The sequence below is a fragment of the uncultured Thiodictyon sp. genome (assembly GCF_903828115.1).
GTDB lineage: Bacteria > Pseudomonadota > Gammaproteobacteria > Chromatiales > Chromatiaceae > Thiodictyon.
The window spans coordinates 1-25,729 of record NZ_CAIKKU010000563.1; the positions used below are offsets into that span (position 1 = coordinate 1).

Here is a 25,729-nt window from a genome sequence, read left to right on the forward strand (position 1 = left end):
ATCATGCCGCCTCCTGCAGCACCGCCAACACCCGTTTGAGGGTGGCGGTATCGAAGTCCGGGGCGATCTCCAGGCGCTGCCCATCCGCCAGCACGAGGATCAGTGGCGTCACCACCGCCGGCGGGGCGTCGACCCACTGCACCGGCACCAGCCGCACCGCCTCCGCCGTCTGGTCATGGCCGCGGGCACGCGCCTGGCGGAATACCTCCCGCCAGCGTTGCAGGCTACCCGGCGCGACGCCGTGGCGCTCGCAGTACGCCTGCTGCGTCAAACCGCTACGCGGCCAGCCCTCAACCAGTTCCCGCCACTGCTCGCGCGTACGTCGCCGTTGTGCCATGCTGAATTCCCCCGAAGTTGCTCTGTTCGGGGACTATCATCCCGGCCCGGGACTGGCAGGGAAAGATGCAATTCGCCGGACGCTTACGCATGAATCAGCAGGCGCGAACCGACGCGCAGTCCGGCCTCGCGGACGCGGGCATCGCACGCCATGCGCCCGATCAAAACGGGTTATACCCGCACAGCTTAGCACATCCCAGGGCGCACTGCGGTCCTGCAGCGGCAACCGGACTCAGAGATTTTGTTTGGGCGAGCGCAACGCTGGTCGGCAGAGCGGACCCTACGGACGCACGTAGGGTCCGCTGTGCGGACCAGCGACATCCCGTCCAGCAGGGTGACCGGGGTTATGATAAAGGCCCGCGTTACCGCGCCCCTCGCAACCGCGGATCGAAGGCGTCCCGCACCACGTCGGCGAATAGATTGGCCGCCAGGACCAGGGTGAACATGAAGAGAAAGGCGGCGGCGAGCGACCACCAGACCACCGGGTCGCGGGCCAGTTCCAGGCGGGCGCTGTTGATCATGTTGCCCCAACTGTTCATGGTCGGGTCGACGCCGATGTTGATATAGGACAGCACCGCCTCGGCCAGTACCAGACCGCTGAAGTCCAACACCAGGGTGATCAAAACGATATGCAGTACATTAGGCAGGATGTGCCGGCCCAGGATGGCGAAATGGCCGACTCCGAGCGCGGCGCCGGCCTGCACATAGTCGGCCTCACGCAGCTTCAGGGCCTCGCCGCGCAGCAGCCGGCAGAGGCCGGTCCAACTGGTCACGCCCAGAATCAGACAGAGGAACAGCAGGCGCAGGTCCGCCCGCTCCACCAGACTCGCGAACTGGTCGGCGTTGTTCGCCATATAGACCTGGAGCATGAGGATGGCGGCGGCGATCAGCAGCACGCTGGGGATCGCATTGAGGGTCGTGTAGAGGTACTGGATGATGTCGTCCACCCAGCCGCGGAAATAACCGGCCATGATCCCGAGCAGCACGGCCGCCGGCAACATGACGAGCGTCGTCAGGGTACCGATGACGAGCCCGGTGCGAATGGATTTCAGCGCCTGGAAGAAGACGTCCTCACCCACCTTGTCGGTGCCCAGGATATGGTACTTGAGCGCCAATTCACCGGCGACGAAGCCGAGCACCAGCATCAGGGCGAGTCCCCCCAGGGCGGTGCGCCAGGGCAACTCGGTGCGGCCGTCGCGCACTTCTTCATACATCGCCGACAGGGGAAGCCCCCGGCGCTGCGCCATGCTCCAGAGGATTTGGAGCGTGATCAGCCCCCAGATGACCAGGCCCTCGGTCAGCCCCCTCAGTGCGGTGCCGAAGATGTCCCAGCCGCGTTGATTCGGGTCCTTCAGGTGGCGGCCGCCGTATTGCAGCCGCGGGAAGTCCCGCACTACGCTGCCGTCGGGTTGGGTGATCGCCTCCTTGACGAAGAGGTGGGTGGCGAAGGGGGCCGAATAGGTCTTCTCCTGGCGTTGGCGCAGCGGCCGGGCCCAGTAGTCGAAGACGCTCAAGACCTCCGGGGCGAAGCGCCGCTCGGCAGACGGGTTCGCCGCACCCGGCGCCGGATCGGCGAGCGGCAACCGAAAGTGGAGCGTATCCAGCAGCCCGATCAGTACATAGCAGCTTAAGACCACCAGGGCGCCCATGCCGACCCGGGAGCGGGCCACGCGCCGCCAGGGGGCGCGCAGGTGCTCGTGACGGGAGGCATAGAATGCGAAGCCGATGGCGAGTCCCAGCAGCAGGAACACCAGGGCGTCGGTCCATAATACGACGGGCATCATTGCAGCCGCACCCGCGGGTCAACCAGCGTATAGGAGATGTCGGTCAGCAGCAGCCCTAGGATGTAGAGCACGGCGCCCAGGAAGACCATGGCGCGCACGATGGCGAAGTCCTGGTTACTGATGGCATCGATAGTATAGCTGCCCAGGCCCGGGATGCCGAAAAACGACTCGGTGATCAGGCTGCCCATGAAGAGCAGCGGCAACACCACCACCACGCCGGTCAGGATGGGGATCAGGGCATTGCCGAGGACATGCCGGAACAGCACGCGGCGCTCGGTGAGCCCCTTGGCGCGGGCGGTGCGCACATAGTCCTTGGAGACCTCCTCCAGGAACAGGGTGCGGTACCAGCGCACCCCGGACCCGACCCCGCCGACGACCCCGACGATGACCGGCAGGATCAGGAACTTCCAAGCCTCGATCCCGGTGTCGTACCCGGAGATCGGCACCAAGTGGAACATCTTACTCATCAGGAACTGGCCGCCGATGATGTAGAAGAGCCCGGAGATGGACATCATCGCCACCAGCAGCACCACGGCCCCCAGATCCAGATAGGTGGCCCGGAAGAAGACGATGAAGAGCGCCAGGCTGATATTGATGGCCAGTCCCACCAGCAGCACCGGCACGGCGATGGCGAGGCTCGGCCACATGCGCTGCGAGATGTCGTAACCGATATTGCGCCCGTCGTCCGATGAACCGAAATCAAAGGCGAAGAGCTTCACCGAGCGCTGGAAGAAGATGGTATCGGTGACCTTGGCGAGCCCGCTCGCCTTCTCATTGAAGAGCAGGGGCCGGTCATAGCCGTGCTCCTGCTTCCAATGGCTGATCGCCGCCGCCGTCACCCGCTTCTCCCCGAGCTGCATCCGCGCCATCTCGTCGGGTGAGTTGAGCACGAAAAACAGGACGAAGGTCAGCAGGTTGACCCCGATCAGGATCGGGACGGCATAGAGCAGGCGGCGCAGGATATAGGCGCTCACAGGGCGGTGCTCCGTTCGCGGCGCCGCACCATCCACAGGGCGGGCAGGACCAGGACCAGGACGATCCCGAGGGTCGCCCACAGGGGCCACAGGACCGGCGGATTCCACTCGGTGCGCAGGCGCTCCCGCACCGCCGGGTCGAGCCGCCGGTATTTCAGCGTATTGTTTGCCATCTTGTTGGGGTTGGCGTTGAACAGCCACTGGTGGTGCAGGGCGAAGGCCTTGGGGTAAAAGCCCCAGAGCCAGGGCGCGTCGCGGCGGGCAATCGTCATCATCTGGTCGACCAGGGCCTGGCGCTCGGGGCCGTCCTCCATGAATTTCATCTGATCGAAGAGCCGATTGAACTCCGGGTTGTCATAATTGGAGGCGTTCTCCCCCTGGTGCTCCACCTTGCCGTTGGGACCGTAGAGCAGGAAGAAAAAATTCTCCGGGTCCGGGTAGTCGGCGTTCCAGCCCCACATGTAGACCTGGCCGGTCCCGTTGCGCATCTTTTCCTGGAAGCGATTGTAGTCGGTGGAGCGGATGACGAGTTCGATCCCCAGCTTCTCGAATTGTTTGCGCATCCACGCCAGCCGCGACTTGTCATCGGGCCCGGTGGCGACCGCCTCATAGTTGATGCTGAGCGCCCGGCCGGTCTTGGGGTCGCGCCCGCCCGGGTAGCCGGCCTGCTCCAGCAGGGCGCGCGCCTCCGCGATCCCCCGGCGCACCGGGCGGCCGTCTTGCCATTCATAGACATAGGGGTTGATGCCGCCCTCCCCATCGCGATAGCCGCTGATCCCGGGCGGCAGTGGTCCTTGCGCGATCAGGCCGCGGCCGTTGGCGAAGATCGATATGAACTCCTCATAATCCACGGCGATGGAGATGGCGCGGCGCAGCAGCCGCGCCGGCTCGCTGTAGCCGCCCACCACCGGGTCCAGCATATTGAAGCCCAGGTAAGAGATGGAGGTCTCCACCGAGGTGATGAGTTCGATGCCCTTGGTCTGCATCTCGTCGGTGAGGCTGGGGCCGCCGTCCCCGCCGATCCGCACCGCCTGGTCGAAGGCGTCGGAGGAGATCCCGGACGAATCGTAATAGCCCTGGACAAACTTGTTCCAGCGCGGGATGTCCTCCTTCTCCAGGCTAAAGACGGCCTGGTCCACGAAGGGCATGGGCCGACCGGCGTCCGCCAGGAGTCCGGCCTCGGCGTCCCCGGGCATTCCCTGCGTAGGGAAGGTCTCACCCCAGAAATTGGGGTTGCGGGTGAGCACCATCCGTAGATTGGGGTTGTTCTCGGTCAGCATGAAGGGACCGGTCCCGACCGGGTACCAGTCGAGCACGATATTGCGCTCCTTCATCCCCGGCTGGGCATAGAACAACTCGGCCTCCCAGGGCATGGGGGCGAAGAAGGGCATGGCGAGCCAGTAGGTGAACTGGGGGTACTTGCCGTTGATACGGATGCGAAAGCTCGTGGGGTCCACCACCTCCACCCCGTCGAGCCGTGCCTCCCGCAGGGCCTGGACCCGGGCGATCGGGTCCAGCTTCGCGGCCGTCGCCAGGCGCTCGCCCAGTTCCTTGAATCCCACGATGTGCTCCTGCATCACCCCGGCGATCGGTGACTGCAGCCAGGGGGCGGCCAGGCGTTTGATCTGGTGGACGAAATCCGCCGCGGTCAGCTCGCGGGTCCCGGTGTAGGGAAAGTCCGCCAGGCGATTGATGCCGCGCAGTTCCCCTGCGGTCAGCCCGTGGTAACGCAAGGCCCCGGACCCATCCCGGGCGAAGGCGGGGTGCGGCTGGAAGCGAACCCCGGGGCGGACCTGAACCAGGTAGTCGCTGTAGGCGATCTGCGCCGCCGGTGCATCGTCCGGCAGGGGCTTGCCCGCGGCGTCGAAATAACGCGGCACCGGGACCTGCGACGCGGACAGCGGCACCAACTGATAGGGCCGCAGCAGCAGTTGGTACTGCAGCGGCGGCTCGTAGACTTGGGCGAGGAAGGCATACTCGTTGGCGCTGTAGGACCGCACCGGGTCCAGGTGCTTGGGCCGCTCGTCGAAGGAGGTGTAGACGGTGTTGCTCAGTGCCCGCCCCTCGGGATAGGGGTCATTCCAAGGCCCCTTGCCACAGCCGCCGAGCAGCAGCACCAGGGCCAGCAGCACCGCCAGGACCCCGCGCCGCACGCTGAGCCCCGTAGGGTCCGCTGCGCGGACCAAGCCGCCCGCGAAGGCCGACCCGGCCACGCGCCCGCGAAAATCCCACGCCGCCGCCATCAGCCCCCGCTCGAGGCTGGTCCAGGCTGGCACGGGCCGACAAGTTTCGGTAGTGTTGCGAATCCTCATAGGGCGGACATGATCGCACGGGAGACGGCGCCGCCGAAAGTCGCGCCGTTGCCGATCTGCCGCCTCGCCGCCCCCGACCCCACCCACCACGGAGCAATCGACACCCATGGGCTTCCTACAAGACAAGCGCGTCCTGATCACCGGCCTGGCCAGCAACAGGTCCATCGCCTGGGGCTGCGCCGCCGCCATGCGCCGCGAGGGCGCCCAGGTCGCACTCACCTACCAGAACGACAAGCTGCGCCCGCGGGTCGAGGAGATGGCCACGCAGTTGGACTCCGACATCGCCCTGCCCCTGGACGTGGGCAGCGACCGGCAGATCGCCCAGTGCTTCGCCGCCCTGGAACAACACTGGGACGGCCTGGACGCCATCGTCCACTCCATCGCCTATGCCCCCAAGCACGAGTTGGACGGGGACTACGTGGACGCCCTGACCCGCGAGGGCTTCAACACCGCCCACGAGATCTCCTCCTACAGCTTCGCCGCCCTGGCCAAGGCCAGCCGCCCCTTGATGGCCGGCCGCAATGGGGCGCTCCTGACCATGACCTTCCTCGGCGCCCAGCGGGCCGTGCCCAACTACAATGTGATGGGACTCGCCAAGGCCAGTCTCGAGGCCAATGTCCGCTATCTGGCCGCCTCCCTCGGCCCCAACGGGACCAGGGTCAACGCGATTTCGGCCGGTCCCATCTATACCCTGGCGGCGGCCGGGATCTCGCACTTCCGCTCGATGCTCAATCAGGTGGAGAAGCACACGCCATTGCGGCGCAATGTGACCGCCGACGAGGTGGGTAACGCCGCCGCCTTCCTGTGCTCGGATCTGGCGAGCGGGATCACCGGGGACGTACTGTTCGTGGATACCGGCTTCAACATCCTCGGCCTGGGGTGAGGAGTGCCGCGCCCGCGTCGCAACCACCGGCCCGTCGCTGCTTTCCGGCGGGTCGAGGGCGGCCGGCACTTGCGCAGCCGACATCATCCGAGCAAGATCTGATCGACAGGCCGGCTGGGCCTGGGGGTGAGGACCATGTTGTATCCGGTTTATGTCCATCCCGGCGACGCGCAACACGCGCATGGCGTCACGATCCCCGACTTTCCCTGGTGCTTTTCAGCGGCAGACGAATGGACAGCGCTGCCGGCACAGGTCCAGGAGGCGGTCGAGGTCTATTGCGAGGGGGAGGATCTCGTCATCCCGCCGCCGACCCCCTTGGAAGAACTGGCGGCCCAGCCGGAATATCAGGGCGGCGTGTGGCTGCTGGTTGATATCGACCTGGGGCGGGTCAATCCCAAGGCGATCCGGCTGAATATCTCGTTACCCGAGTGCCTGGTGCGGCGCATCGACGACTACGCGAAGGCGCATCACCTGAGCCGATCGGGTTTTCTGGCTCGGGCTGCGTCGCGGGCATTGGAGCAGTAGAGGAGGAAGGCGTACTCGTTGACGTTGCAAGACCACACGGTTCTCGCGCCTCCATACGGCGCGGTACGGGGGCCATGAACCGCGACGCAGTCGTTTCGATTCTGTCGGGCGCCCACTTGTGCCATACTTGCTATCGGGCCGGGTCACGGGCGCAATCCCGTCGCCCAACCCTATACTGCTTGTTCGCCTCAACCGTCTGCTGCAATGCTGCGCCTTCAATCGCTTCAAGATGTACCCTTGCTACCTGTCGAGCCTAGCGCGCGTGCGTTGGCGATTTTAATCATGGAGGCCGGAGCGATCCCCGTCACCGAGCCGGAAGACGCCCTGCATATCGCCATTGCAGCCGTCTCTCAAGCCCACTACCTCGTCACTTGGAATTTTGCCCATCTCGTCGGTCCGGATACGAAACTGCGGCTCTTGGATACCCTGCGCGCACTCGGCCACACACCGCCACTGCTGACAACCCCTGAAGAACTTCTGGAGATCGTACGATGATCCCAAACGAAACCGACCAACCAGCATTGCCCACCCCAAGAGCGCCTGACCCAATCCTGGCGGAACTCTGGGAGGTGAAGCGTGAGCTCAATCGCGCCGCCGATTATCGCATTGATGCTCTGGTGCAGATGGCCCATGAATCTGCGGAACGCATCCGGCAGCAATGGCGACAGGAGGGCCAGAGCGCCGCCGATGTTGGGGTTCGTTCTTCACCCCAACCTACCGAGCTACCGAGCTTGACCGAACCCTAATCCCCGCCCGGAGTACCAGCGATGAGCATGGCCGAACAAGTGTTAATCCAGAAGATCAGGCAGCTGCCGCCCCGGCGACTGGCGGAAGTGGAGGATTTCGTCGATTTCTTGCGTACGCGCGAGGACGATCAACGCCTCACGCACGCTGCCGCCAAGGCGGGCGAAGCGAGTTTTGCGGCGGTGTGGAACAATGACGAAGACGCTGCTTACGATCGGATCGATTGAACAAGGGCTCGTCACACGCGCCATGGGCAGGCTTGCTGCTGCCGATCTGCGCACACTCCGAGCCGTGCTCGCGCAGGTCATCGGCTGAATCTTGAGGCGAATATGGCAACCAGCAATTACGACGGTGACATCGTTGCGTGGGCGAACGAGCAGGCAGCGTTGCTGCGCGCCGGGATCTTCTCCCAACTGGACATCGAACACCTTGCAGAGGAAATCGAGGACGTGGGTAAGAGCGAAAAGCGCGAACTGGCGAGCCGGATGGCCGTGCTCCTGGCCCACCTGCTGAAATGTCAGTACCAACCGGAGCGGCAGGGCAACAGTTGGCGGCGCACAATCAAGGAGCAGCGCAATGCGATTGCTATCTGCATCAAGAAGACCCCGAGCCTGAAAGCAGACTTGAGCGATGCGGATTGGTGGTCCGGCGTTTGGTCCGATGCCGTCGCGAAGGCGGCGGAAGAAACGGGTTTGGGCGATTTCCCCGAATCCTGCCCGTGGACGGTCGACACCATTCTCGATCCGGGGTGGCTTCCTTCGCTTGTCGGATACGGGATAAACCCGTAGTCTGAAAGACCGCAAAGCGCCCGCACTTGCTCCCACGCAGGAGCGTGGGAGCCAGGGCCGACAGTTGGGGTGAGGAACGAACCCCAACGATACCCCGGGCGGCGCCGCTTGGCACCGCCGCCCCCGGTCACTTCACATCAGATGAGAATGTCGTCCGCGTACAGCAGGTCGGCGAACAGGTCCTTCTTGATCACTTCCCAGTTCTTGCGCGCCTTGGCCGCCGCACCGATGATGTAGCGGCGGGCGATGAAGACCTTGCGGCTGTCCTGCTCCGCCTCATCCATGAGCAGCCAGCCGGTGTAGAGGTAGCTGTAGATCTCCACCAGTTCCTTGGCGGCGATGCTCTGGAATTGCTTGTCGGTCTTGTCGGTGACATATTTCAGGGCGTCGAGGAACAGCACCCGCATTTCCTTCAGTTCATCCGCCAACTGCGCCAGATTGCCGGCCTTGCCCTTCTGTTCCAGGGCCGTGAAATGGTCTGCAAGGATGTCGTTGATGACCCCGCCGGTGGCGGCGACGATCTGCAGTTGCGAGGTGCCCTCGTAGATGTTGGTGATCCGGGCATCGCGCGTCAGGCGCTCGACATTGAACTCCTTCATGTAACCGGTGCCGCCGTGGATCTGCAGGGCATCATAGGTGATCTTATTGGCGTTCTCGCTCAGTACATACTTGGCCATGGGGGTGAGCAGCGCGGCCACCCGGGTCGCCTCCTTGAGTTTGGCGGTCTGCTCAGACGAGTCCTTGCCCGCGGCCTTGAGCGCCTCGATCTTCTCTTCCAACTTATTGCGCAGGTCGACCCAGTGGCAGCCGGCGTAAAGCAGTGAGCGGTCGCTTTCGAGCGTGACCCGCATCTCCATCAGCAGATTGGCGACCACCGGGATCGCATAGATGCTCTTGCCGAACTGCTCGCGTGCCTTGGCGTAGCGCAGGGCCTCCTCATAGGCCGCCTGGGAGATGCCAAGGCCTTGGGCGGCAACGCCCAGGCGCGCCCCGTTCATCATGTCCATGACATATTTGATCAGGCCGAACTTGCGCTTGCCGATGAGTTGCGCCGGGGTATCGTTGAATTGCAGTTCGCAGGTGGGCGAGCCGTGGATCCCAAGCTTGTTCTCGATGCGCCGCACCTGGACGTTGTCTTTTCCATAACAGGCGAACAGGCTCAGGCCCCGGCCGTCTTTGGTGCCCGGCTCGGAGCGGGCCAGCACCAGCAGGATCTGCGCGTTGCCGTTGGTGATGAAGCGCTTGACCCCCTTGAGCCGCCATTGCCCGTCATCGTCCTGATAGGCCAGCATGTTGACGGCCTGCAGGTCGGAGCCCGCGTCCGGTTCGGTCAGCACCATGGCGCCGGTGGCGGCACCACTGGCGAATTGCGGCAGGAACTCCTGACGCTGCTCTTCGGTGCCGTACTTGTTGATGGTCTCGGCGATGTCCTGCAGACCGAACAGGTTCATCAGCGAGGCCTCGGCCCGCGCGACCATCTCGATCGCCATGGTGTAGAGGGTGGTGGGGATGTTGAGCCCCCCATAGCGCCGGGGCAGGGTGAAGCCCATCAACTCCGCCTGGGTCAGGAGATTCAGTGCCTCCTGGACGCCCTTGGCATAGGTGACCTTGCCCGCGGCGAAATGGCTCCCCTCCTCGTCTATCGCGGCGGCCTGCGGGGCCACGTTGTTTGCCGTGATATCGCCGACGATCTCCAGGACCTTGCGATAATTGTCCAAGGCGTCCTGGTAGTCGGTCGGGGCATAGTTGTAGGCCGCGGCCTCGGCATAGCCGTGCTCGGCGATGTCGACCACCTCTTCGAGCTTGAGGCGATCGAAATGGAACAGCAGATCGGTGTTGTCGGTGAAATAGTTGGCCATGGCTCGACTACTTTAACTTGTGCTTGTAGGCGTCGATGAGCTTCGGAATCACTTCCATCACATCGCCGACGATTCCGTAATGGCAGACACCGAAGATCGGCGCGTCGGGGTCATCATTGACGGCAATGATCTTGTTGGAGTCGCACATGCCGGCCCGGTGCTGGATCGCCCCCGAAATACCGCAGGCAATATAGAGTTTGGGTCGCACCGTGACGCCGGTCTGTCCCACCTGGCGCACCTGGTCGATAAAACCGGCGTCGACCGCGGCGCGCGTACCCGCGACCTCGCCGCCGATCACCCTGGCCAACTCATAGAGGATCTGGAAGTTCTGCCAGTTGCCCATCCCGTAGCCGCCGGCGACGATGATCGGGGCGGCCTTGAGATTGACCTTGCTCTCCTCGTGATGGCGGGCAATGATGCGGACCAGTTGGTCGGCGGCGCTGGGCGAATAGGGGACCGGGGTGATGCGCCCGTCGACCGGTTGCGCCAGCGGTATCTTCTCCATGACCCCCTCGCGCACCGTGGCCATCTGCACCGGGGAATCCGGACAGATGATGGTGGCGATGATGTTGCCGCCGAAGGCGGGGCGAATCTGCAACAGGAGTTGGGAGTAGTCCTTGCGCAGATAGGTCACGTCGGCGATCTGGAGATCCGTGCAGTCCGCGGTCAAGCCGCTGCGGGTATGGGAGGCGACGCGCGGCGCCAGGTCCCGGCCGATGAAGGTGCCCCCGAAGAGGACGATCCGCGGCTGATGCCGGTCGACCAACTCGCTCATGATCCGGCTGTAGGGCAGCGTATTATAGTGAGCGAGCTGTGGGTGATCCGCCAGCAAGACCTCGCGCGCACCGTAGCGGAAGGTCTCGGCGGCCAGGGCCTGCAGGTCGTGGCCGATCAGCACCGCCTGCAATTCACCATTGAGGCTTTCCGCCAGCTTTCTGCCCTTGGACAGCAGCTCCAGGCTCACATCCGCCGGCACACCTTCGTGCTGCTCAATGAAAACCCAGACTTTTTGTGTATTCTCATTCATAGGGGCTTATCCGAAGATGTGGTCTTCCATCAGTTTATCGATCAGCGCATACATGCCGTCCCTGGTGGCAGGTATGGTTTCATGCGCGCTCCCGCCCAGGACCACCGACTCGATCTTGTGGACCTTGGTCGGTGACCCGCCGAGGCCGCAACGGCTGAGATCGACGTCCAGGTCGTCGGCGGTCAGGGTGGGGATAAACAGGCCCTTGGACACGTACTCTTCCTTGAGCTGATCCACATACAGCAAGGAATTGCCCTCGGTCATCTTTTCCAGTTCGAGGAGGGTATGGGCGTTCTTGTAGGCCATGACCCGCTTGGCCCGGAAGGGCCGCGGCGTGGCGGCGTCCTTGACCACCGTGATCAAGAGAGGCAGCGTGCCCTCCAGGATCTCGAAGCCGTGATCGACCTTGCGCTTGACGGTGATCTGGGGTCCCTGCGCCTCAAGGATCGCCTCCGCATAGGTGATCTGCGGCAGGCCCAACTTCTCTGCGGTCTGGGGGCCGACCTGGGCGGTGTCGCCGTCGATCGCCTGGCGACCGGCAAAGATGATGTCGTAGGGGCCCAGTTTGCGCAGTGCCTCCGCCAAGACATAGGAGGTCGCCAGGGTGTCGGCCCCGGCGAACTTGCGGTCGCTGACGAGAAATGCCTCATCGGCGCCCATATACAGGCAGTCGCGCAGCAGGTCTGAGGCCTTCAGCGGCCCCATGGTCAGCACCCGCACGGTGCCGCCGTAGCGGTCCCGCAATTGCAGCGCCAGTTCCAGCGCCACCTTGTCTTCGGGATTGAAGATCGTGGGGAGCTTGCTGCGATTGACGGTACCGTCCGGCTTCATTACCTGGCCGGAGATATTGGCCGTGTCGGGAACCTGTTTGACCATTACGATGGAATGGTAGCTCATGCTCTGCCTTGTCTATTGAAGTAATTGGGGAATGCGACCGGCAACCGGCCCGGCGATTAAAATGGACCTGGGCGGCAGCGCTTGCACAACCCGGAAAATAGGGCGGCGGGATGGTACCATTTTTCCCAGGACGACGCGATGTCCGCGGCCGGGGCAGCAAGGCGTCGGGCCGGTGCCGGCCGGCTTGGTCCGAGGTCACCGGCCTCCGTGCAGGCGTTCACCGCGACTGCCCGGTCGCTGTAAATCCTTAGAAATCCTGTTAATCCCGTCCATTGTTGAACCCAGGGGACGAAGCGCAGCGTGACCGGGCGGAGACTTACCGGGCGCCGCCCTGCAACAGACTCGCAATCCCGGCGATCCATTCATAGCGCACGGGATCGTCCGGACACTGGGTCAGACCACATTCCAGCAAGGTGGAGACGAGATTACCGACAATCAGTACGACGAACAGGATGATGACCAGGCCGACGATCCTTCCCCGCTCCCGGGGGGCGGCCTGACCGTCCATGCTGCCCGGCAGACTGAGCAGGACGGCGATCCCGAAGATGATGCCGACGAAGGCCATGAAGGCCCAGGTGTAGAGATGCAGCCCAAACAGGGCGTGACCGAAGCCCGGATCACCCGGTGCAATGTGCAGCAAGACCTGCCGCATGGCGACGGCCGCCCCCGTCAGTGCCGCCAGAATCGCCAGGCCATAATGTAACGGGCGGATACCAAAACGCAGGTTGAGCAGGAAGCCCAACCCGGCGGCGATCAGGGCCGCCCGTTGCAGGAGGCACAGCGGGCACGGCAGTTCACCGAGAAGCAACTGATCGGCAAAGGCGGCAACCAATGCCAGAGAGATCAGACCCAGAGCGAGCGCATTGAGCCGGACAACGAGGCGCGAGGCAGGCATAGGGACTCCGGATAAAGCCGTCTGGGTGGGGACACGACACTATAGCCCAATCGGCAACTTATCGGTCATATGATGAATCAATAAGCCGCCGATCACCGCGATCGTCAACAAGGCGAACAGCGCCCCGGTCGCCCGCGACCCCCGCAGGATCGCGGCGGCGGCAATCAGGCCCAGAAGAAAGGTGATGTACATAGGAACTCGCCGAGAGCCGGGGGAAATCAGTAGCGTCTGCACGCCGGGCCGGCTAAGGAACCGTTCATTAGTAAGTTAAATAAGCCCATTAGGAAGTACCTTTGCCGTCGTTGTCGTTGTCGTTGTCGTAATCGAGGTTATCGTAGCGCCCAGGATTCTCTCGCACCCCAAAGTGCATCGCTTCTTCAGCGGCGCAAATCGCAACGGCATCCCCCACCCGGATCAGCCCGCCGCGCAGCACCCGGGCATTGAGCCCGCCATGACCGCGCATGGCATTATAGCCGCCAGGACCCAGGACTTCCTCCATGCGCGCGCAGGGATGACAGAGTCCGGTACCCAGCAGCAGCACCTCGCCGATGACGAACTGCCGCCCCTGCAGCGCCGTGAGGTTGATCCCAGAGACGACCAGATTGCGCCGCAGCCGCGTGGGGTCCAGCGGGGGTTCGCCGAGCAGCGCGCCGAGCGCGGCCAGATGCTCGGATTGCATCAGGGTAATGCCCCGGGCACCGCTCCTGCCGCCATAATGGTCCCCATCCAGCCCGGCTCCGGCCAGGGCGCGGGCCTGCTGCCGCACACTGACCGGACCGCGGCGGCGGGCCCGCACGCCGATCCATACGACCCGTCCGGCACGGGGGAACTGTCTCTTGAGTAACTCCAGCGTCTCCACGATTGTCCCCTTTGCCAGGTATCCGGAACCATGAACGCAGCCCGCACCCTGTTTCTGACCCTGCTCTCGCTGCTGCTGATCCTGCCCGGGTGCAGCCAACTCCAGATCGCCTACGGCACCGCGCCTTTCTTCATCAAGCGCTATGCCGACGACTATCTGAAGCTCGACAGCGACCAACTGGCGCGTTGGGAGCCGCGCCTGGGCGCCGCACTCGATGCCCATCGGGCCCTGGAATTGCCGCTGCTCGCGGGATTCTTCGAGGCCCTGCTCCAGGCGAGCCGGGCGGGTTTCGACGATGCCAACACGCGCTGCCTCACCGGCGCCTTTCGCGACATCTATCGGCGCCATGCCAGGCTCGCAGTGGATACCGCGGCACCGCTGCTCGCGGGGGTGACACCGGCGCAGGTCCAGGCGCTGGAGCGGCGCTTCGCCGTGGAGTACGCGCAAGACCTGCCCCGCCCCGGCAACCGGGATCGCGCCCTGGAACTGGCCAAACGCGCCCGCCGGTACGTCAAGTCGGTCGAGGAGTGGACCGGCCCCCTCACCGCCGCCCAACGCGCCCTCGTGGCGGAGGTGACCGGGCGGATGCCGGACACCGAGGTGATGGTCCTGGAGTACCGCTCGCGCCAGCGCCGGGAGTTGCTCGCGCTCCTGCGCGCCAAGGCAAATGAGGCCGCACTCCAGCGCTTTCTCACCGACTGGCTGGTGGACTATCGGGACCTGCCGCCGCCCTTGGTAGACGCTGGCGAGCGGCTCGGGGAGCGCGTGGGGGAACTCCTGATTCGACTCGGGGCCAGCCTCGACCAGGCCCAACGCAAGCGCCTGAATGACCGCCTGGCGGGCTTGCGCGATGATCTGATGCAGCTCCAGAAGGCCCCCCATCTGGTCGCGGTGACCTGTCCGGCCTGATGCGGTGCAGCGGGCTCGACCATCGTCGCGCCGCCACGTTGACGGCGACGGCGGTGGTCCGCGCAAGGGCGATGGTCCGCGCAGCGGACCCTACGGGACCGGAGTGCGCGCAGCAGCGGCCGACGCGCGGTACTCAGAACAGGTCGTCCACCGACTTGGGTGCGGCGCGGGCGGGTGCCGCTTTAGGGCCGGCGGCAGCCGGCTTGGCGGCTGCCGGCTTTTTCTTGACCGCCACCGCCGGCCCGGTATCGGGCTCCGGGTCAGGCCCCATCAGCATCAGCCGGTATTCCTCCATGACCTCCTCGGTCTGCGCGGTGCTGGACTTGGACTCGGTGCCGCGGCTGCCGTCGACCTTCACCTTGACCATCCCCGGGGGCGCTTCCAGCTTGGCCACCGGCTTGTCCCGCAGGGCCTCCTCCATGTAGTCGGTCCACATGCTGAGCGCCGCCCGCCCGCCCTCCTCACCGCGGCCGAGCTTTTCATTGCTGTCGAAGCCCATCCAGGCGACGGTCACAAAGTCGGCCTGGAAGCCGCAGAACCAGGAGTCGCGGATGTCGTTGGTGGTGCCGGTCTTACCGACGATGTCCTTACGCCCCAAGCGCAGCGCGCGCGTGGCGGTCCCGTATTCGACGACGCCGCGCAGCATGGAGGTCATCTGGTAGGCGATGCGCGGATCGATGACCTGCTCGGCCGGATTCTCACCCGCGGCGGTGCCCACGGTGCGGGCCGGCTTCTCGGTCCCGGTGCGATACCAGCAATCGGCACAGGCGCGCGGCGGCTCCGCCTGGTAGATCAAGTCTCCGCTCGCGTTCTCGATACGCGAGATGTAGTAGGGCAGGACGTGATAACCACCGTTGGCAAAGATCGCATAGCCCTCCGCCATCTTGACCGGTGAGGTCTCAGCGGTCCCCAGTGCCATGGAGGGCCCGAGCACCTTGGGATCGAGATCAAAACCGAAGCGGCGGATGAAATGGGCGGCATTATCGACACCCACACTCTGCAATAGATTGATGGCGGCCAGGTTGCGCGAGAGGGCCAGGGCCTTGCGCATGGGGATGGCGCCCAACTCGCGATGATCGGAATCCTGCGGTTGCCAGTCCCCGATCCTGATCCCCACGTCCTTCACGATGCTGACCGGTGTCCAGCCCCGGTTCAGGGCCGCGGCATAGATGAAGGGCTTGAAGCTGGAACCCGGCTGGCGGCGCATGTCCACCGCCCGGTTGAATTGGCTCTTCTCGGTGTAGGCATAGCCGCTGACCATGGCTTGAATCGCACCATCCCGGGGCGCCACCGTGACCAGGACACCGGTCACCGCCGGGATCGGACTCAGCTCCCACTTGCCCTGTTGATCCAGGCGCACCCGGATCAGATCGCCCTTGGCGACCACGTCGGCCACCCGTCGCGGGGCATTGCCGCGCCAACCCGCATTCTTGAAGGCCCGTGCCCAGCTCACCTGGCTGAGCCCCAGGGTGACGCGGCGGCCGCCGCCCAGATAGACCTGGGCCGCCCCATCCGCAAAACCGGTCACCAGACCGGCCTCCAGACCGGTGACCTGGGGCACGCCCTCCAGGTAGGCGTCCATATCGACCTCGGAGGCACCCGCCAGATCCACCCGCGCCTCGGGTCCGCGGTAGCCGTGACGGCGCTCGTATTGACGCAGGGCCTTGCGCACCGCGTCCTGGGCGGCCGTCTGCAGATGCGAGTCGATGGTCGTGGTCACCCGCAGCCCCTGTTTGGCCGCCTGCTCACCGTAATATTCGGCAATCTCCCGACGCACCATCTCCGCCACATAGCCGGCCTCCAGGTCGACCTGGGCGCCATGCAGCCTCGCCTCATCGGGCCGCGCAAGGGCAGTGTCATAGCGGGACTTGTCGATGAATCCCAACTCCAGCATCCTTCCCAAGATGTAATTGCGCCGCTCCAAGGCGCGCTCGGGGTTGGTGACCGGATTACTGGACGACGGGGCTTTCGGCACCCCGGCGAGCATGGCCATCTCGGCCACATCGAGTTGCGCCAGGTCCTTCCCGTAATAGAGGGTGGAGGCGGCGGCCACGCCATAGGCGCGGTGTCCGAAGAAGATCTGGTTCAGGTAAAGCTCCAGGATCTGCTCCTTGGTCAGGGTTTTTTCCACCCGCAGGCTCAGCAGCACCTCGGCCAGCTTGCGCTTGAAGGTCTTCTCCGGGGACAGGAAGAAGTTCCTGGTGACCTGCATGGTGATGGTGCTGGCGCCCTGGGCCTTGATGCCGGTGGAGGCATAGTTGACGATCGCGCGGCCCATGCCGACCACGTCGATACCGCCGTGCTCGAAGAAGCGGCTGTCCTCGGTCGCCAGAAAGGCCTGGATCAGCAGCGGCGGAAACTCCGCATAGGTGAGGGGCTGGCGCCGCTCCACGCCGAATTCGGCCATCAGGGCACCGTCCGCGCTATAGACACGCAACGGCTCTTGAAGTTGGACCTGACTCAAGCCCTGCTTCACGTCCGGCAGTTCGGGCAGGGTCAGGTTGACGAAGGCCGCCGCCCCGAGCAGGGCGAGCGTCAGCAATTGCAGGGGCGCACCCAGAACGGTCAGGTACTGCAGGAACCAGCCGGCGGCCGAACGCGGGCCCCGCCCGGAGCGGGGCGCCGGCGGTTGCGCTGGTCCGGCCGCGAGCGCCGGTGCGGGGGGCGCAGCGACCGGCGCGGCGGCGGACGCCACCACCGCGTCCGCGTCAGGCCCGATCCGCGGGACGCCGCGCACGGGCGGTGACTGCGGCGGAACTGTGCCGTTCGATCCTGGGGCCTCGCTGCGGGTCTCTTCTTGCACACTCAACTCCGGCCGTCCAGGGCGCACGGCGCCGGGACGAACCTCACTGACATTCGGAACAGCCGCGATTTTACACCATACAGCCCCCATCCAGCCCCGCACCTCGGCGCCGGTTCGCGCAACCGTCGGCGAGCGCCGGGGCGATAGCACCGCGCCACCCCCGGGACCGGGTAACCAGGGACCTCATCCACCCCTGCGGATCTTCAATGCAGCGCCCGCGTTCCTGCGTTAGCTTGCGCTGACACTTGGCGGCGGCTGCGCGCGCCCCCCAAATTTGCCTTCACCCGGAGGACTTCGCCCTTGGATCGTTTCACCCGTAGTTACAGCATCGTACTGGGTCTTTTCGCCCTGGCCGCCTGCGCCCTGTGGCTGCACTCGACCTGGCAACCGCGGGTCTGGGAGATCAACCGGATGCTGGAGGCCGACCCGCTCGTCGCGAACTATCCTTACCAGTTTCGGGTCCTGTCCCTGGAAAACGGGGTCGCGACCCTCCTGACCCCCCGTTCGCCCGCCATCCCGGCCATCCAATTCATCCCGATCCTCTACCCGCAACTGGCCGGCAAGGACCAGGATGACCCCGCTATGGTCAAGGCCCAGGCCGATTTGGTCGCCAGCCAGCGGCGCGCCATGGACCTGGTCGGGGCCTTGCCGGACGTGCAAAGCGTAGCCTGGACACTCGATCTGCGTTGGCTGTCGGACCACGGGGTGCAGGCGCCGGCCAACGCGTTCGACGCCAACGCCGGGCGGTGACAAGGCTTACGCCCGATCACGCCCCTTCGGGATCGACGCCCAGCGCGCGCAGACGCGCTGCCAGGCGGTCCGCCCGGTTGCGCTGTGCGTCCGCGCGAACCCGCTCTGCTTCGGCGTGCTCACGTTCCTGCTCGGCCCGCAGCCGTTCCTGCTCCGCATAGACCTGGGCCTGATCGGCCAGCGCCTGCGCCTGCTGCGCGCACGCCCGCTCCTGCTGCGCGTGAAGCCGCTCCTGCTCCGCCCGCAGCCGCTCCTGTTCCGCCCGCGCCTGTTCCAGGGCCACGGATTCCGCCAGCGTCGGGATGAGCGCGCCGTCGGGGGTGTAAAAGCGCAACAGGCCCTCTGCCACACCCAGTCGCAACCCCAGGATCACGCTCGGCAAACGACCCGCCGCATCCTGATCGATGGGATAGTAGTGCGCATCGACCAGGTGAAAACCGGCCAGTTCCTTGGTCTGAGGTGAAAACCAGAAATACTCCGGGGTACGGAAGACACCTTCGTACAGCGCCTTCTTGGCGGTCCGATCCGACCGTGCGGTCTCGTCGGAGAGCAGTTCGATGATCAGGTCCGGGTAGCGCCCGTCCTCCAGCCAGACGGTCCAGGAGCGCCGCGGGCGGCGCTCCACCCCCCGCACCAGGAAAAAATCCGGCCCGCGCAGTTCCCGCGGCTCGCACTGGTCACGGCGAAAATAGACGCTCAAGTTGGCGCCGATGAAGAAATCGTCCCGGTCGCGCCAGTGCCATTCCAGGGTGCTGACCAGGAGGGCGAGTTGATCATAGTGCAGTGAGCTTTCCATTTCCGGCTCGTCGCTATCGGGCTCGCGGCCTTGCGCGAAGGCCAGGTAGAAGTTCTCGGCGGTTTGGGACATGAGTAACGGCTCCCGACAAGGTTGGCATAGTATAGCGGGCGCGGCGGCCGGTCGGCGCCCTCCCGGGCCTTGCGCCGGGTGCGCCGATCCGGCCTGATGCCCCGACGCCAGGGCATCCGAACCAGCCGCGGGCCGCGCCCCCGGCTGCGGCACAACCCATCCACCCTGAACCTAGAGGAAGACGCCCATGGATCAGAGCAATCCCTATGCAAGCCCCCGTAGCGACCTGACCCGTCCCGCGGGGACGGCGCTCGACACCACCGGTCCCTTCGACCCCAAGGGCCGTTTCACCCGCCTGAGTTGGCTCGCCTGGAACCTGGTGCTGGCCGTTGTCGGCAGCATCGCGGTCGGCGTCGTCGTCTTGATCTTGGGGGCACTGGGCCTGGCGGCGATGCCGCAGCCCACCACGGCCCCGGACGCCGCGGTCCCGATCCTCGGGGTTATCGTGCTGGTCATACCCTATCTCGTCATGGCGGTGCTCGGGTGGATACTCAGCATCCGCCGTTTCCACGATATCGACGCCTCCGGTTGGTGGTCCTTGACGCTGATCGTGCCGCTGGTCAATCTGATCACCTTTCTCGTGCTCCTGTTCAAGCGCGGAGACGAATCAGCTAACCGCTTCGGCCCGCCACGCCCCACGCCGGACTGGGAGCGGGTCCTGGGCATCATCTACATCGTGCTGATCGTGCTGGGCTTGGTCGGCGGGGTCATCGCCGCCGTCGCCTTCCCGGCGCTCGTCGACTATCAGACGCAGGGGATGCACTGATAAGTGGCGGTGCCGACCGGGGCCTGGATCATCGTTCCGGCCAGCCGCCACCTTCTGGAGTCCAAGGCTTCAGCCTTGGACCTGTACCTCCCAGGCTGAAGCCTTGGACTCCGCTCAAGCCCCAGGCAGCGGATTGGGGGGTTGCTCCAGCCCCGGCCCCGGCAGGTTGGGGGCAGCCAAGTCCAGGTCATCCCCCAGGAAGGCGGGGTCGCGCAGCTCGGCCAGGGTCGGCAGGTCGTTCAAGGATCGCAGACCGAAATAATCCAGGAACTTGCGGGTGGTGGCGAAAAGCGCGGGGCGCCCCGGCACGTCCCGGTGCCCGACCACGCGGATCCACTCGCGCTCACTCAGGGTCTTGACGATCTGCGTGGTCACGGCCACGCCGCGGATCTCCTCGATCTCGCCGCGGGTGATGGGCTGGCGGTAGGCAATGAGCGCCAGGGTCTCCAGCAGTGCGCGGGAATAGCGGGCGGGCTTCTCGTCCCACAGGCGCCCGACCCAAGGCGCGACCAGGGCGCGCACCTGGACGCGCCAGCCCCCGGCGACTTGGGCGATCTCGATCCCCCGCCCGGTGTAGTCCGCGCTCAGCACGGCGATGACCTCCAGCAGATCTGAGCGCTCGGGACGCTCCTGCTCCGGGAACAGGGTCTGGAGCTGCTCCAGGGTCAGGGGCCCGCCCGCGGCGAACAGGGCGCCCTCGACGATCTGCTGCAGGCTCGGCGTGGTCATCGACTCATCCTGGGGAAAGAAGAAGGGAATGCCTTTGGCGTCGTTGTCGTTGTCGTTGTCGTTGTCGTAATCGAGGTTATCGTAGCGCCACGAATTCTCTCGCACCCCAAAGTGCATCGCTTCTCCGATTACGACAACGACAACGACAACGATTGTGTTTGACTGGTTCTTGACTCGTTAATAATCTTCTTTGCGTCTTTGTGTCTCTGCGTGAAATCTCTTCAGCCCGTCAGTTCTGCGTCCGCATCGGCCTGGTCCCGCCCCTGCCCCTCCCGCAGCCGCACATGGATCGGCGCGAAGGGCTCGGACTGGACCAGTTCCAGCGCGGCGGAACGGATCAGCTCCAACAGGGCCAGGAAGGTCACCACCACCCCGGCGCGCCCCTCGGTCAGCTCGAACAGTTCGGTAAAGAGGAGGAAGTGGCCGCCGCGCATCCGCTCCAGGACCTGCGACATCCGCTCGCGCAGGGACAGGGACTCCTTCTCCACCCGGTGGCTGGTGAAGAGGTCCGCCCGCGCCAGCACGCCGCGCAACGCCATCAGCACCTCGCGCAGGTCGACCTCGGGTGGGACCCGGTTCAGGTGCCCGGGGGGCAATTGTGCCTGGGCGGTGAAGAGGTCGCGCTCCAGGCGCGGCAGGGCGTCGAGGTCTTGCGCGGCCTGCTTGAAGCGCTCGTACTCCATCAGACGGCGGATCAGCTCGGCGCGCGGGTCCCCCTCATCCTGCGCCTCGGCGGCGGGACACGGCAGGAGCAGGCGCGACTTGATCTCCGCCAGCATGGCGGCCATCACCAGATACTCGGCCGCCAGTTCCAAGCGCAGTTCCTTCATCAGGTCCATGTACTCGATGTACTGGTCGGTGATGACGGCGATCGGGATGTTGAGGATATCCAGATTCTGGCGCTTGATCAGATACAGCAGCAGATCCAGTGGCCCCTCGAAGGTGTCGAGAAAGACCTCGAGCGCGTCCGGCGGTATGTAGAGATCCAGGGGCAAGGTCAGATAGGGCTTGCCCTGGACCAGGGCCACGGGCAACGCCTGCCCGGTGTTCAGGATTTCGCCGATGGCGTCCATCCCCGCGGCAGCCCGCTACAGGACCAGTGACATGGCGAACCGGACCTCTTCCATGGTCTCCCGGGCCACGGCCCGCGCCCGTTCGCAGCCGTCGTTGATGAGGTTGCGCAGCAGGTCGGGCTGGGCGGAAAACTCACGCACGCGCTCGCGCATGGGGGCCAGTTCGGTCAGGACGGACTCGATCACTGGCCCCTTGCAGTCCAGACACCCGATGCCCGCCGAGCGGCAGCCCTCCTGGACCCAATCGCGCACCGCGTCGGTGGAATAGATCAGATGGAACTGCCACACCGGGCACTTGTCCGGGTCACCGGGGTCGGTGCGGCGCACCCGCGCCGGGTCCGTGGGCATGGTGCGGATCGCCTTCTCCACGTCGGCGGGCTCGTCACGCAACGCAATGGTGTTGCCATAAGACTTGGACATCTTCTGACCGTCGAGCCCCGGCATCTTGGACGCCTTGGTCAGGAGCGGCACCGGTTCCGGCAGGATGACCCGGCCGCCGCCCTCCAAGAACCCGAACAGGCGCTCCCGATCGGCGACCGTGAGGTTGTTCTGACCCCCCAGCATGGCGCGCGCCACCGCCAGGGCCTCCGCGTCGCCGCGCTCCTGATAGGCGCGGCGCAGTTCGTCGAACTGCCGGGCGTTCTTCTTGCCCATCTTGCGCTTGGCCTCTTCCGCCTTGGCCTCGAAGCCCGGCTCCCGGCCATAGATATGGTTGAAACGCCGGGCGATCTCCCGGGTCAGCTCCACATGGGCCACCTGATCCTCCCCCACCGGCACCCGCCCGGCCTTGTAGATCAGGATGTCCGCCGATTGCAGCAGCGGGTAGCCCAGGAAGCCGTAGGTGGCCAGATCCCGTTCCTTGAGGCGCTCCTGCTGGTCCTTGTAGCTCGGCACCCGCTCCAGCCAGCCGACCGGGGTGATCATGGACAACAGCAGGTGCAGTTCCGCGTGCTCCGGCACCCGCGACTGGATGAAGAGGGTGGCGGACCCCGGGTTGATCCCGGCCGCCAGCCAGTCGATCAGCATCTCGCGGATGCTGTCGGGGATCAGGGTCGGGTCCTCGTAGTGGGTGGTGAGGGCGTGCCAGTCGGCGACGAAGAAGTAGCACTCGAACTCATGCTGGAGTTCCAGCCAGTTCTTGAGCACCCCGTGATAATGGCCCAGGTGGAGCCGGCCGGTGGGGCGCATGCCGGAAAGCACGCGCGCGTGCTGTGCGGAGACGGAAGTCAATGCAATGGCCTCAAGATCAGTAATGGAATAATTCTCTCACGATGTCGGCGCCCGGCAAGAGGCTGACGGTGCCGATCACGAGCGGCAGGAGGACGACGCCCAGGCGCCCGGTCGCCAGCAACAACACCAGGATCAGTAGCCCGTAGGGCTCCAGCCGGGAGAAGTAGTAGGACCAGCGCCGCGGCAGCAGGGCATTGAGCACCCGGCCGCCGTCGAGCGGCAGCAGCGGCACCAGATTGAGGACCATCAGAAAGACGTTGATCAGCACGCCCGCCGCGCCCATGTAGACGAGCGGCAGCGCAACCCAATGATTGACATCCAACAGCCACATGCCGCCCTGGATCAGCAGGCCCCAGGCGATCGCCATGAGCAGATTGACCCCCGGTCCCGCCAAGGCCACCAGGGCCATGTCGCGGCGCGGGTGGCGGAGGTTCTGCGCATTGACCGGCACCGGCTTGGCCCAGCCGAACAGCAGCCCCGCCAGCAGGAAAGTAACCAGCGGGACCAGGACGGTGCCGATCGGATCGATGTGCCGCAAGGGGTTGAAGGTGACCCGCCCCAGCATCAGGGCAGTACGGTCGCCCAGGCGGTTGGCCACCCAGCCGTGGGCCGCCTCGTGGACGGTAATCGCGAGCACCACCGGGAGGGCGAGGACCGCGAGCAGTTGGATCTGGTTCAGTGCGTTCATCGGGCCATTATACGGGCGCGGCGCCGAATCCTCGCCCCCGGTTCGCGGCAAGGTTCACCGGAGCGCACCGTCCGAAAAAAATGGACAGGATTAACAGGATTTCGCAGGATTAACAGGATTTTTAACTGAGCGTCACGCGGGCGCGGCGAACTGCGCGGCGTCGCCCTTGCCGACCCGGATCACCGTCGGCGGCTCCGCGATCATGTCCACCACGGTGGTGGCGTCGAGCCCGCAGAAGCCGCCGTCGATGATCAGATCCACCTGCTTGTCCAGGACCTCGCGCATCTCCTCGGGGTCCGTCAGCGGGTGCTCGTCGCCGGGCAGGATCAGGGTGGTGCTCAGGATCGGCTGGTTGAGTTCACTCAACAGGGCGCGACAGATCTCGTTATCCGGCACCCGGATACCGATCGCCTTGCGCTTGGGGTGGAGCATCCGCCGCGGGACCTGTTTGGTGGCCTCGTGGATGAAGGTATAGGGGCCCGGTGTCAGCGACTTCAGCAGCCTGAAGGCCTGGTTGTCGATCTTGGCGTAGGTGGTGATCTCCGACAGGTCCCGACACACCAGGGTGAAATTGTGCTTGTCGTCCAAGGCACGGATGCGCCGGATGCGCTCCATGGCGTCCTTCTCCCCGAGTTGGCACCCCAAGGCATAAGACGAGTCCGTCGGATAGACGATGATGCCCCCCGCGAGCAGGATCTCGACGCAACGGCGCACCAGGCGCGGCTGGGGGTTCACTGGATGGATCTGGAAAAACTGGGCCATGACTGCGTCGATCGATGAAATAAAGCGTGGAGTAACACCGGTAACCCTGCCGCCGGCCCCTCAACCTGGAAAGAGCAGTTCTCACACAGATACACAAAGATCACAAAGATTTTCAACGCAATATGTAGGCCGAGGACGTCACCCACGCGGTGATCGGCCCAACGCCTTCAATGATCTGTTTTTCTTTGTGTTCTTTGTGTCTTTGTGTGAGCAATTCCCGGATCCGGGCTCAAGCAACCGCCGCCCGCCCGGGGGCGTCCGCCGCCGCGGGAAACAACCGGGCGGCGGCGGGCCAGTCGTGCCAGATGGGCGTACACCCATCCGGCAGGGCCGCCAGTCGGCCCAGGTCGATCCAGGGTTGGGTGGACAGGGTCAATTGCGGGCCGTGGAAGTCTGAACCGGCGGACGCCAGGAGCCGCTGCTCACGCGCGTGGCGGGCATAGGTAAAGGCCTCGTCACGGGCGTGGCTGCCGCACACCACCTCCAGACCGACGCCGCCCAGTTCCCGAAAGCGACCGATGAGGTGCAGCAACTTGGTCCGCGTCAGCTTGTAGCGCGCCGGGTGGGCGATCACCGCCTGACCGCCGCTGTCACGGATCCAGCCCACCGCTTGCTCCAGGCTCGCCCAGTCGCCGGCGACATACCCGGGCTTACCGGTCACCAGAAAGTGTTTGAAGACATCGCGCTCGGTGACCGCGACCCGCCGCTGCACCAGCATGCGTGCAAAATGGGTGCGCCCGATCAGCAGACCATTGGACAGGGCACGCGCCCCGGCATAGGCCCCCTCGATCCCCGTCTTGGCCAGGCGCCGCCCCATCTCCTCGGCCCGCCAGCCGCGAAACGCCAAGAGCCCCGCGAGCCCCAGGGTCAACCCCGGATGGGTGTGGTCCACGCCGAGCCCGACCACATGGATGGTGCGCCCGGCCCAGGTGACCGAGATCTCGACCCCGGGGACGAACCCCAACCCCAACTCGGCGGCGGCCTGCGCCGCCTCGACCAGCCCCGCGGTCGTGTCGTGGTCGGTCAGGGCCAGCAGCCCGACACCCGCTGCCGCCGCCCGGCGCACCAGGACCGCCGGGGCCAGGGTACCGTCCGAGGCCGTGGAATGCGTGTGCAGATCGGGGACCTTGTTCATCCCGCCCATTCTACACGTCCACCCGCGGCCGCACCCGATGGGGTGCGACCAGAACTGATGTGGTGCCCGAGACCCGGGTACGCTGTCCTGGTCGTTGTCGTTGTCGTTGTCGTTGTCGTAATCGGATTGTTCG

27 protein-coding genes are annotated in these 25,729 nt (G+C 65.3%); 9 read left to right on the forward strand and 18 right to left on the reverse strand.

Annotated features, from left to right (window positions below; genetic code table 11):
- Position 1: 1 nt before the first annotated feature.
- The 4 genes from QZY48_RS20960 to QZY48_RS20975 all read right to left on the reverse strand — a co-directional run bounded on the left by QZY48_RS20960 (position 2) and on the right by QZY48_RS20975 (position 5,337).
- Positions 2-337 (reverse strand): IS66 family insertion sequence element accessory protein TnpB, encoded by a 336-nt coding sequence (locus tag QZY48_RS20960; protein ID WP_295434808.1) that lies wholly within the window; start codon positions 335-337, stop codon positions 2-4.
- Between the two features lie 361 nt (positions 338-698).
- Positions 699-2,117, reverse strand: a complete 1,419-nt coding sequence (locus QZY48_RS20965; RefSeq protein WP_295434809.1) for an ABC transporter permease — start codon at positions 2,115-2,117, stop codon at positions 699-701.
- Complete coding sequence (locus QZY48_RS20970; RefSeq protein WP_295434810.1) at positions 2,117-3,094, reverse strand: ABC transporter permease; 978 nt, start codon at positions 3,092-3,094, stop codon at positions 2,117-2,119. Before QZY48_RS20970 ends, QZY48_RS20965 begins: the two co-directional genes overlap by 1 nt.
- A complete protein-coding gene (locus QZY48_RS20975) occupies positions 3,091-5,337 on the reverse strand; it encodes an ABC transporter substrate-binding protein (RefSeq protein WP_295434854.1) in 2,247 nt (748 codons plus the stop codon). Before QZY48_RS20975 ends, QZY48_RS20970 begins: the two co-directional genes overlap by 4 nt.
- Before the next feature lie 175 nt (positions 5,338-5,512).
- Here QZY48_RS20975 and QZY48_RS20980 point away from each other — a divergent pair, with 175 nt between their 5' ends.
- The 6 genes from QZY48_RS20980 (at position 5,513) to QZY48_RS21005 (ending at position 8,346) form a co-directional block, all read left to right on the forward strand.
- A complete protein-coding gene (locus tag QZY48_RS20980) occupies positions 5,513-6,289 on the forward strand; it encodes an enoyl-ACP reductase (RefSeq protein ID WP_295434811.1) in 777 nt (258 codons plus the stop codon).
- Between the two features lie 135 nt (positions 6,290-6,424).
- Positions 6,425-6,814 (forward strand): type II toxin-antitoxin system HicB family antitoxin, encoded by a 390-nt coding sequence (locus QZY48_RS20985; protein WP_295434813.1) that lies wholly within the window; start codon positions 6,425-6,427, stop codon positions 6,812-6,814.
- 204 nt (positions 6,815-7,018) lie between these two features.
- Positions 7,019-7,309 carry a hypothetical protein gene (locus tag QZY48_RS20990; RefSeq protein ID WP_295434815.1) on the forward strand — a complete coding sequence of 97 codons (291 nt, stop codon included), beginning with the start codon at positions 7,019-7,021 and terminating at the stop codon, positions 7,307-7,309.
- Positions 7,306-7,560: a hypothetical protein gene (locus QZY48_RS20995; RefSeq protein WP_295434817.1), complete on the forward strand. Its 255-nt coding sequence runs from the start codon at positions 7,306-7,308 to the stop codon at positions 7,558-7,560. Before QZY48_RS20990 ends, QZY48_RS20995 begins: the two co-directional genes overlap by 4 nt.
- 21 nt (positions 7,561-7,581) lie before the next feature.
- A complete protein-coding gene (locus tag QZY48_RS21000; RefSeq protein WP_295434819.1) occupies positions 7,582-7,785 on the forward strand; it encodes a DUF2281 domain-containing protein in 204 nt (67 codons plus the stop codon).
- Between the two features lie 102 nt (positions 7,786-7,887).
- Complete coding sequence (locus QZY48_RS21005; protein ID WP_295434821.1) at positions 7,888-8,346, forward strand: DUF29 domain-containing protein; 459 nt, start codon at positions 7,888-7,890, stop codon at positions 8,344-8,346.
- Positions 8,347-8,483: 137 nt separating this feature from the next.
- Here the strand turns inward: QZY48_RS21005 and QZY48_RS21010 are convergent, their stop codons facing one another.
- The 6 genes from QZY48_RS21010 to QZY48_RS21035 all read right to left on the reverse strand — a co-directional run bounded on the left by QZY48_RS21010 (position 8,484) and on the right by QZY48_RS21035 (position 13,883).
- Positions 8,484-10,205 (reverse strand): acyl-CoA dehydrogenase family protein, encoded by a 1,722-nt coding sequence (locus tag QZY48_RS21010; protein ID WP_295434823.1) that lies wholly within the window; start codon positions 10,203-10,205, stop codon positions 8,484-8,486.
- Between the two features lie 7 nt (positions 10,206-10,212).
- Positions 10,213-11,232, reverse strand: coding sequence for an electron transfer flavoprotein subunit alpha/FixB family protein (locus tag QZY48_RS21015; RefSeq protein ID WP_295434825.1), 1,020 nt, complete (start codon positions 11,230-11,232; stop codon positions 10,213-10,215).
- Between the two features lie 6 nt (positions 11,233-11,238).
- Positions 11,239-12,129, reverse strand: a complete 891-nt coding sequence (locus tag QZY48_RS21020) for an electron transfer flavoprotein subunit beta/FixA family protein (protein ID WP_295434827.1) — start codon at positions 12,127-12,129, stop codon at positions 11,239-11,241.
- A 316-nt stretch (positions 12,130-12,445) separates the two neighbouring features.
- A complete protein-coding gene (locus QZY48_RS21025) occupies positions 12,446-13,024 on the reverse strand; it encodes a disulfide bond formation protein B (RefSeq protein WP_295434829.1) in 579 nt (192 codons plus the stop codon).
- A 39-nt stretch (positions 13,025-13,063) separates the two neighbouring features.
- Positions 13,064-13,216, reverse strand: a complete 153-nt coding sequence (locus QZY48_RS21030) for a DUF5993 family protein (protein ID WP_295434831.1) — start codon at positions 13,214-13,216, stop codon at positions 13,064-13,066.
- 88 nt (positions 13,217-13,304) lie between these two features.
- On the reverse strand, positions 13,305-13,883 hold the full coding sequence (locus QZY48_RS21035; protein WP_295434833.1) for an MOSC domain-containing protein: 579 nt from the start codon (positions 13,881-13,883) through the stop codon (positions 13,305-13,307).
- Positions 13,884-13,913: 30 nt separating this feature from the next.
- On the opposite strand from QZY48_RS21035, the gene QZY48_RS21040 reads away from it, so the two are divergent.
- On the forward strand, positions 13,914-14,792 hold the full coding sequence (locus tag QZY48_RS21040; RefSeq protein WP_295434835.1) for a DUF6279 family lipoprotein: 879 nt from the start codon (positions 13,914-13,916) through the stop codon (positions 14,790-14,792).
- Between the two features lie 133 nt (positions 14,793-14,925).
- On the opposite strand, the gene QZY48_RS21045 is transcribed toward QZY48_RS21040, so the two are convergent.
- Positions 14,926-17,595, reverse strand: coding sequence for a PBP1A family penicillin-binding protein (locus QZY48_RS21045; RefSeq protein WP_366929741.1), 2,670 nt, complete (start codon positions 17,593-17,595; stop codon positions 14,926-14,928).
- Between the two features lie 300 nt (positions 17,596-17,895).
- Here QZY48_RS21045 and QZY48_RS21050 point away from each other — a divergent pair, with 300 nt between their 5' ends.
- Positions 17,896-18,345, forward strand: coding sequence for a hypothetical protein (locus QZY48_RS21050; protein WP_295434837.1), 450 nt, complete (start codon positions 17,896-17,898; stop codon positions 18,343-18,345).
- A gap of 16 nt (positions 18,346-18,361) precedes the next feature.
- On the opposite strand, the gene QZY48_RS21055 is transcribed toward QZY48_RS21050, so the two are convergent.
- Positions 18,362-19,213, reverse strand: coding sequence for a Uma2 family endonuclease (locus QZY48_RS21055; RefSeq protein ID WP_295434840.1), 852 nt, complete (start codon positions 19,211-19,213; stop codon positions 18,362-18,364).
- A 187-nt stretch (positions 19,214-19,400) separates the two neighbouring features.
- Between QZY48_RS21055 and QZY48_RS21060 the strand changes: the two genes are divergently transcribed.
- A complete protein-coding gene (locus QZY48_RS21060; RefSeq protein ID WP_295434842.1) occupies positions 19,401-19,979 on the forward strand; it encodes a DUF805 domain-containing protein in 579 nt (192 codons plus the stop codon).
- Positions 19,980-20,093: 114 nt separating this feature from the next.
- Here the strand turns inward: QZY48_RS21060 and scpB are convergent, their stop codons facing one another.
- The 6 genes from scpB to QZY48_RS21090 all read right to left on the reverse strand — a co-directional run bounded on the left by scpB (position 20,094) and on the right by QZY48_RS21090 (position 25,596).
- Positions 20,094-20,708, reverse strand: a complete 615-nt coding sequence (gene scpB / locus QZY48_RS21065; protein ID WP_295434858.1) for an SMC-Scp complex subunit ScpB — start codon at positions 20,706-20,708, stop codon at positions 20,094-20,096.
- Between the two features lie 221 nt (positions 20,709-20,929).
- Positions 20,930-21,781: a ScpA family protein gene (locus tag QZY48_RS21070; RefSeq protein ID WP_295434844.1), complete on the reverse strand. Its 852-nt coding sequence runs from the start codon at positions 21,779-21,781 to the stop codon at positions 20,930-20,932.
- 15 nt (positions 21,782-21,796) lie between these two features.
- Entirely contained in the window at positions 21,797-23,011 is a 1,215-nt protein-coding gene (locus QZY48_RS21075) for a tryptophan--tRNA ligase (protein ID WP_295434846.1), read from the reverse strand.
- 16 nt (positions 23,012-23,027) lie between these two features.
- Positions 23,028-23,699 (reverse strand): site-2 protease family protein, encoded by a 672-nt coding sequence (locus QZY48_RS21080; RefSeq protein ID WP_295434849.1) that lies wholly within the window; start codon positions 23,697-23,699, stop codon positions 23,028-23,030.
- A 132-nt stretch (positions 23,700-23,831) separates the two neighbouring features.
- A complete protein-coding gene (locus QZY48_RS21085) occupies positions 23,832-24,461 on the reverse strand; it encodes an L-threonylcarbamoyladenylate synthase (protein WP_295434851.1) in 630 nt (209 codons plus the stop codon).
- A gap of 229 nt (positions 24,462-24,690) precedes the next feature.
- A complete protein-coding gene (locus QZY48_RS21090) occupies positions 24,691-25,596 on the reverse strand; it encodes a PHP domain-containing protein (RefSeq protein ID WP_295434853.1) in 906 nt (301 codons plus the stop codon).
- Between the last annotated feature and the right edge of the window lie 133 nt (positions 25,597-25,729).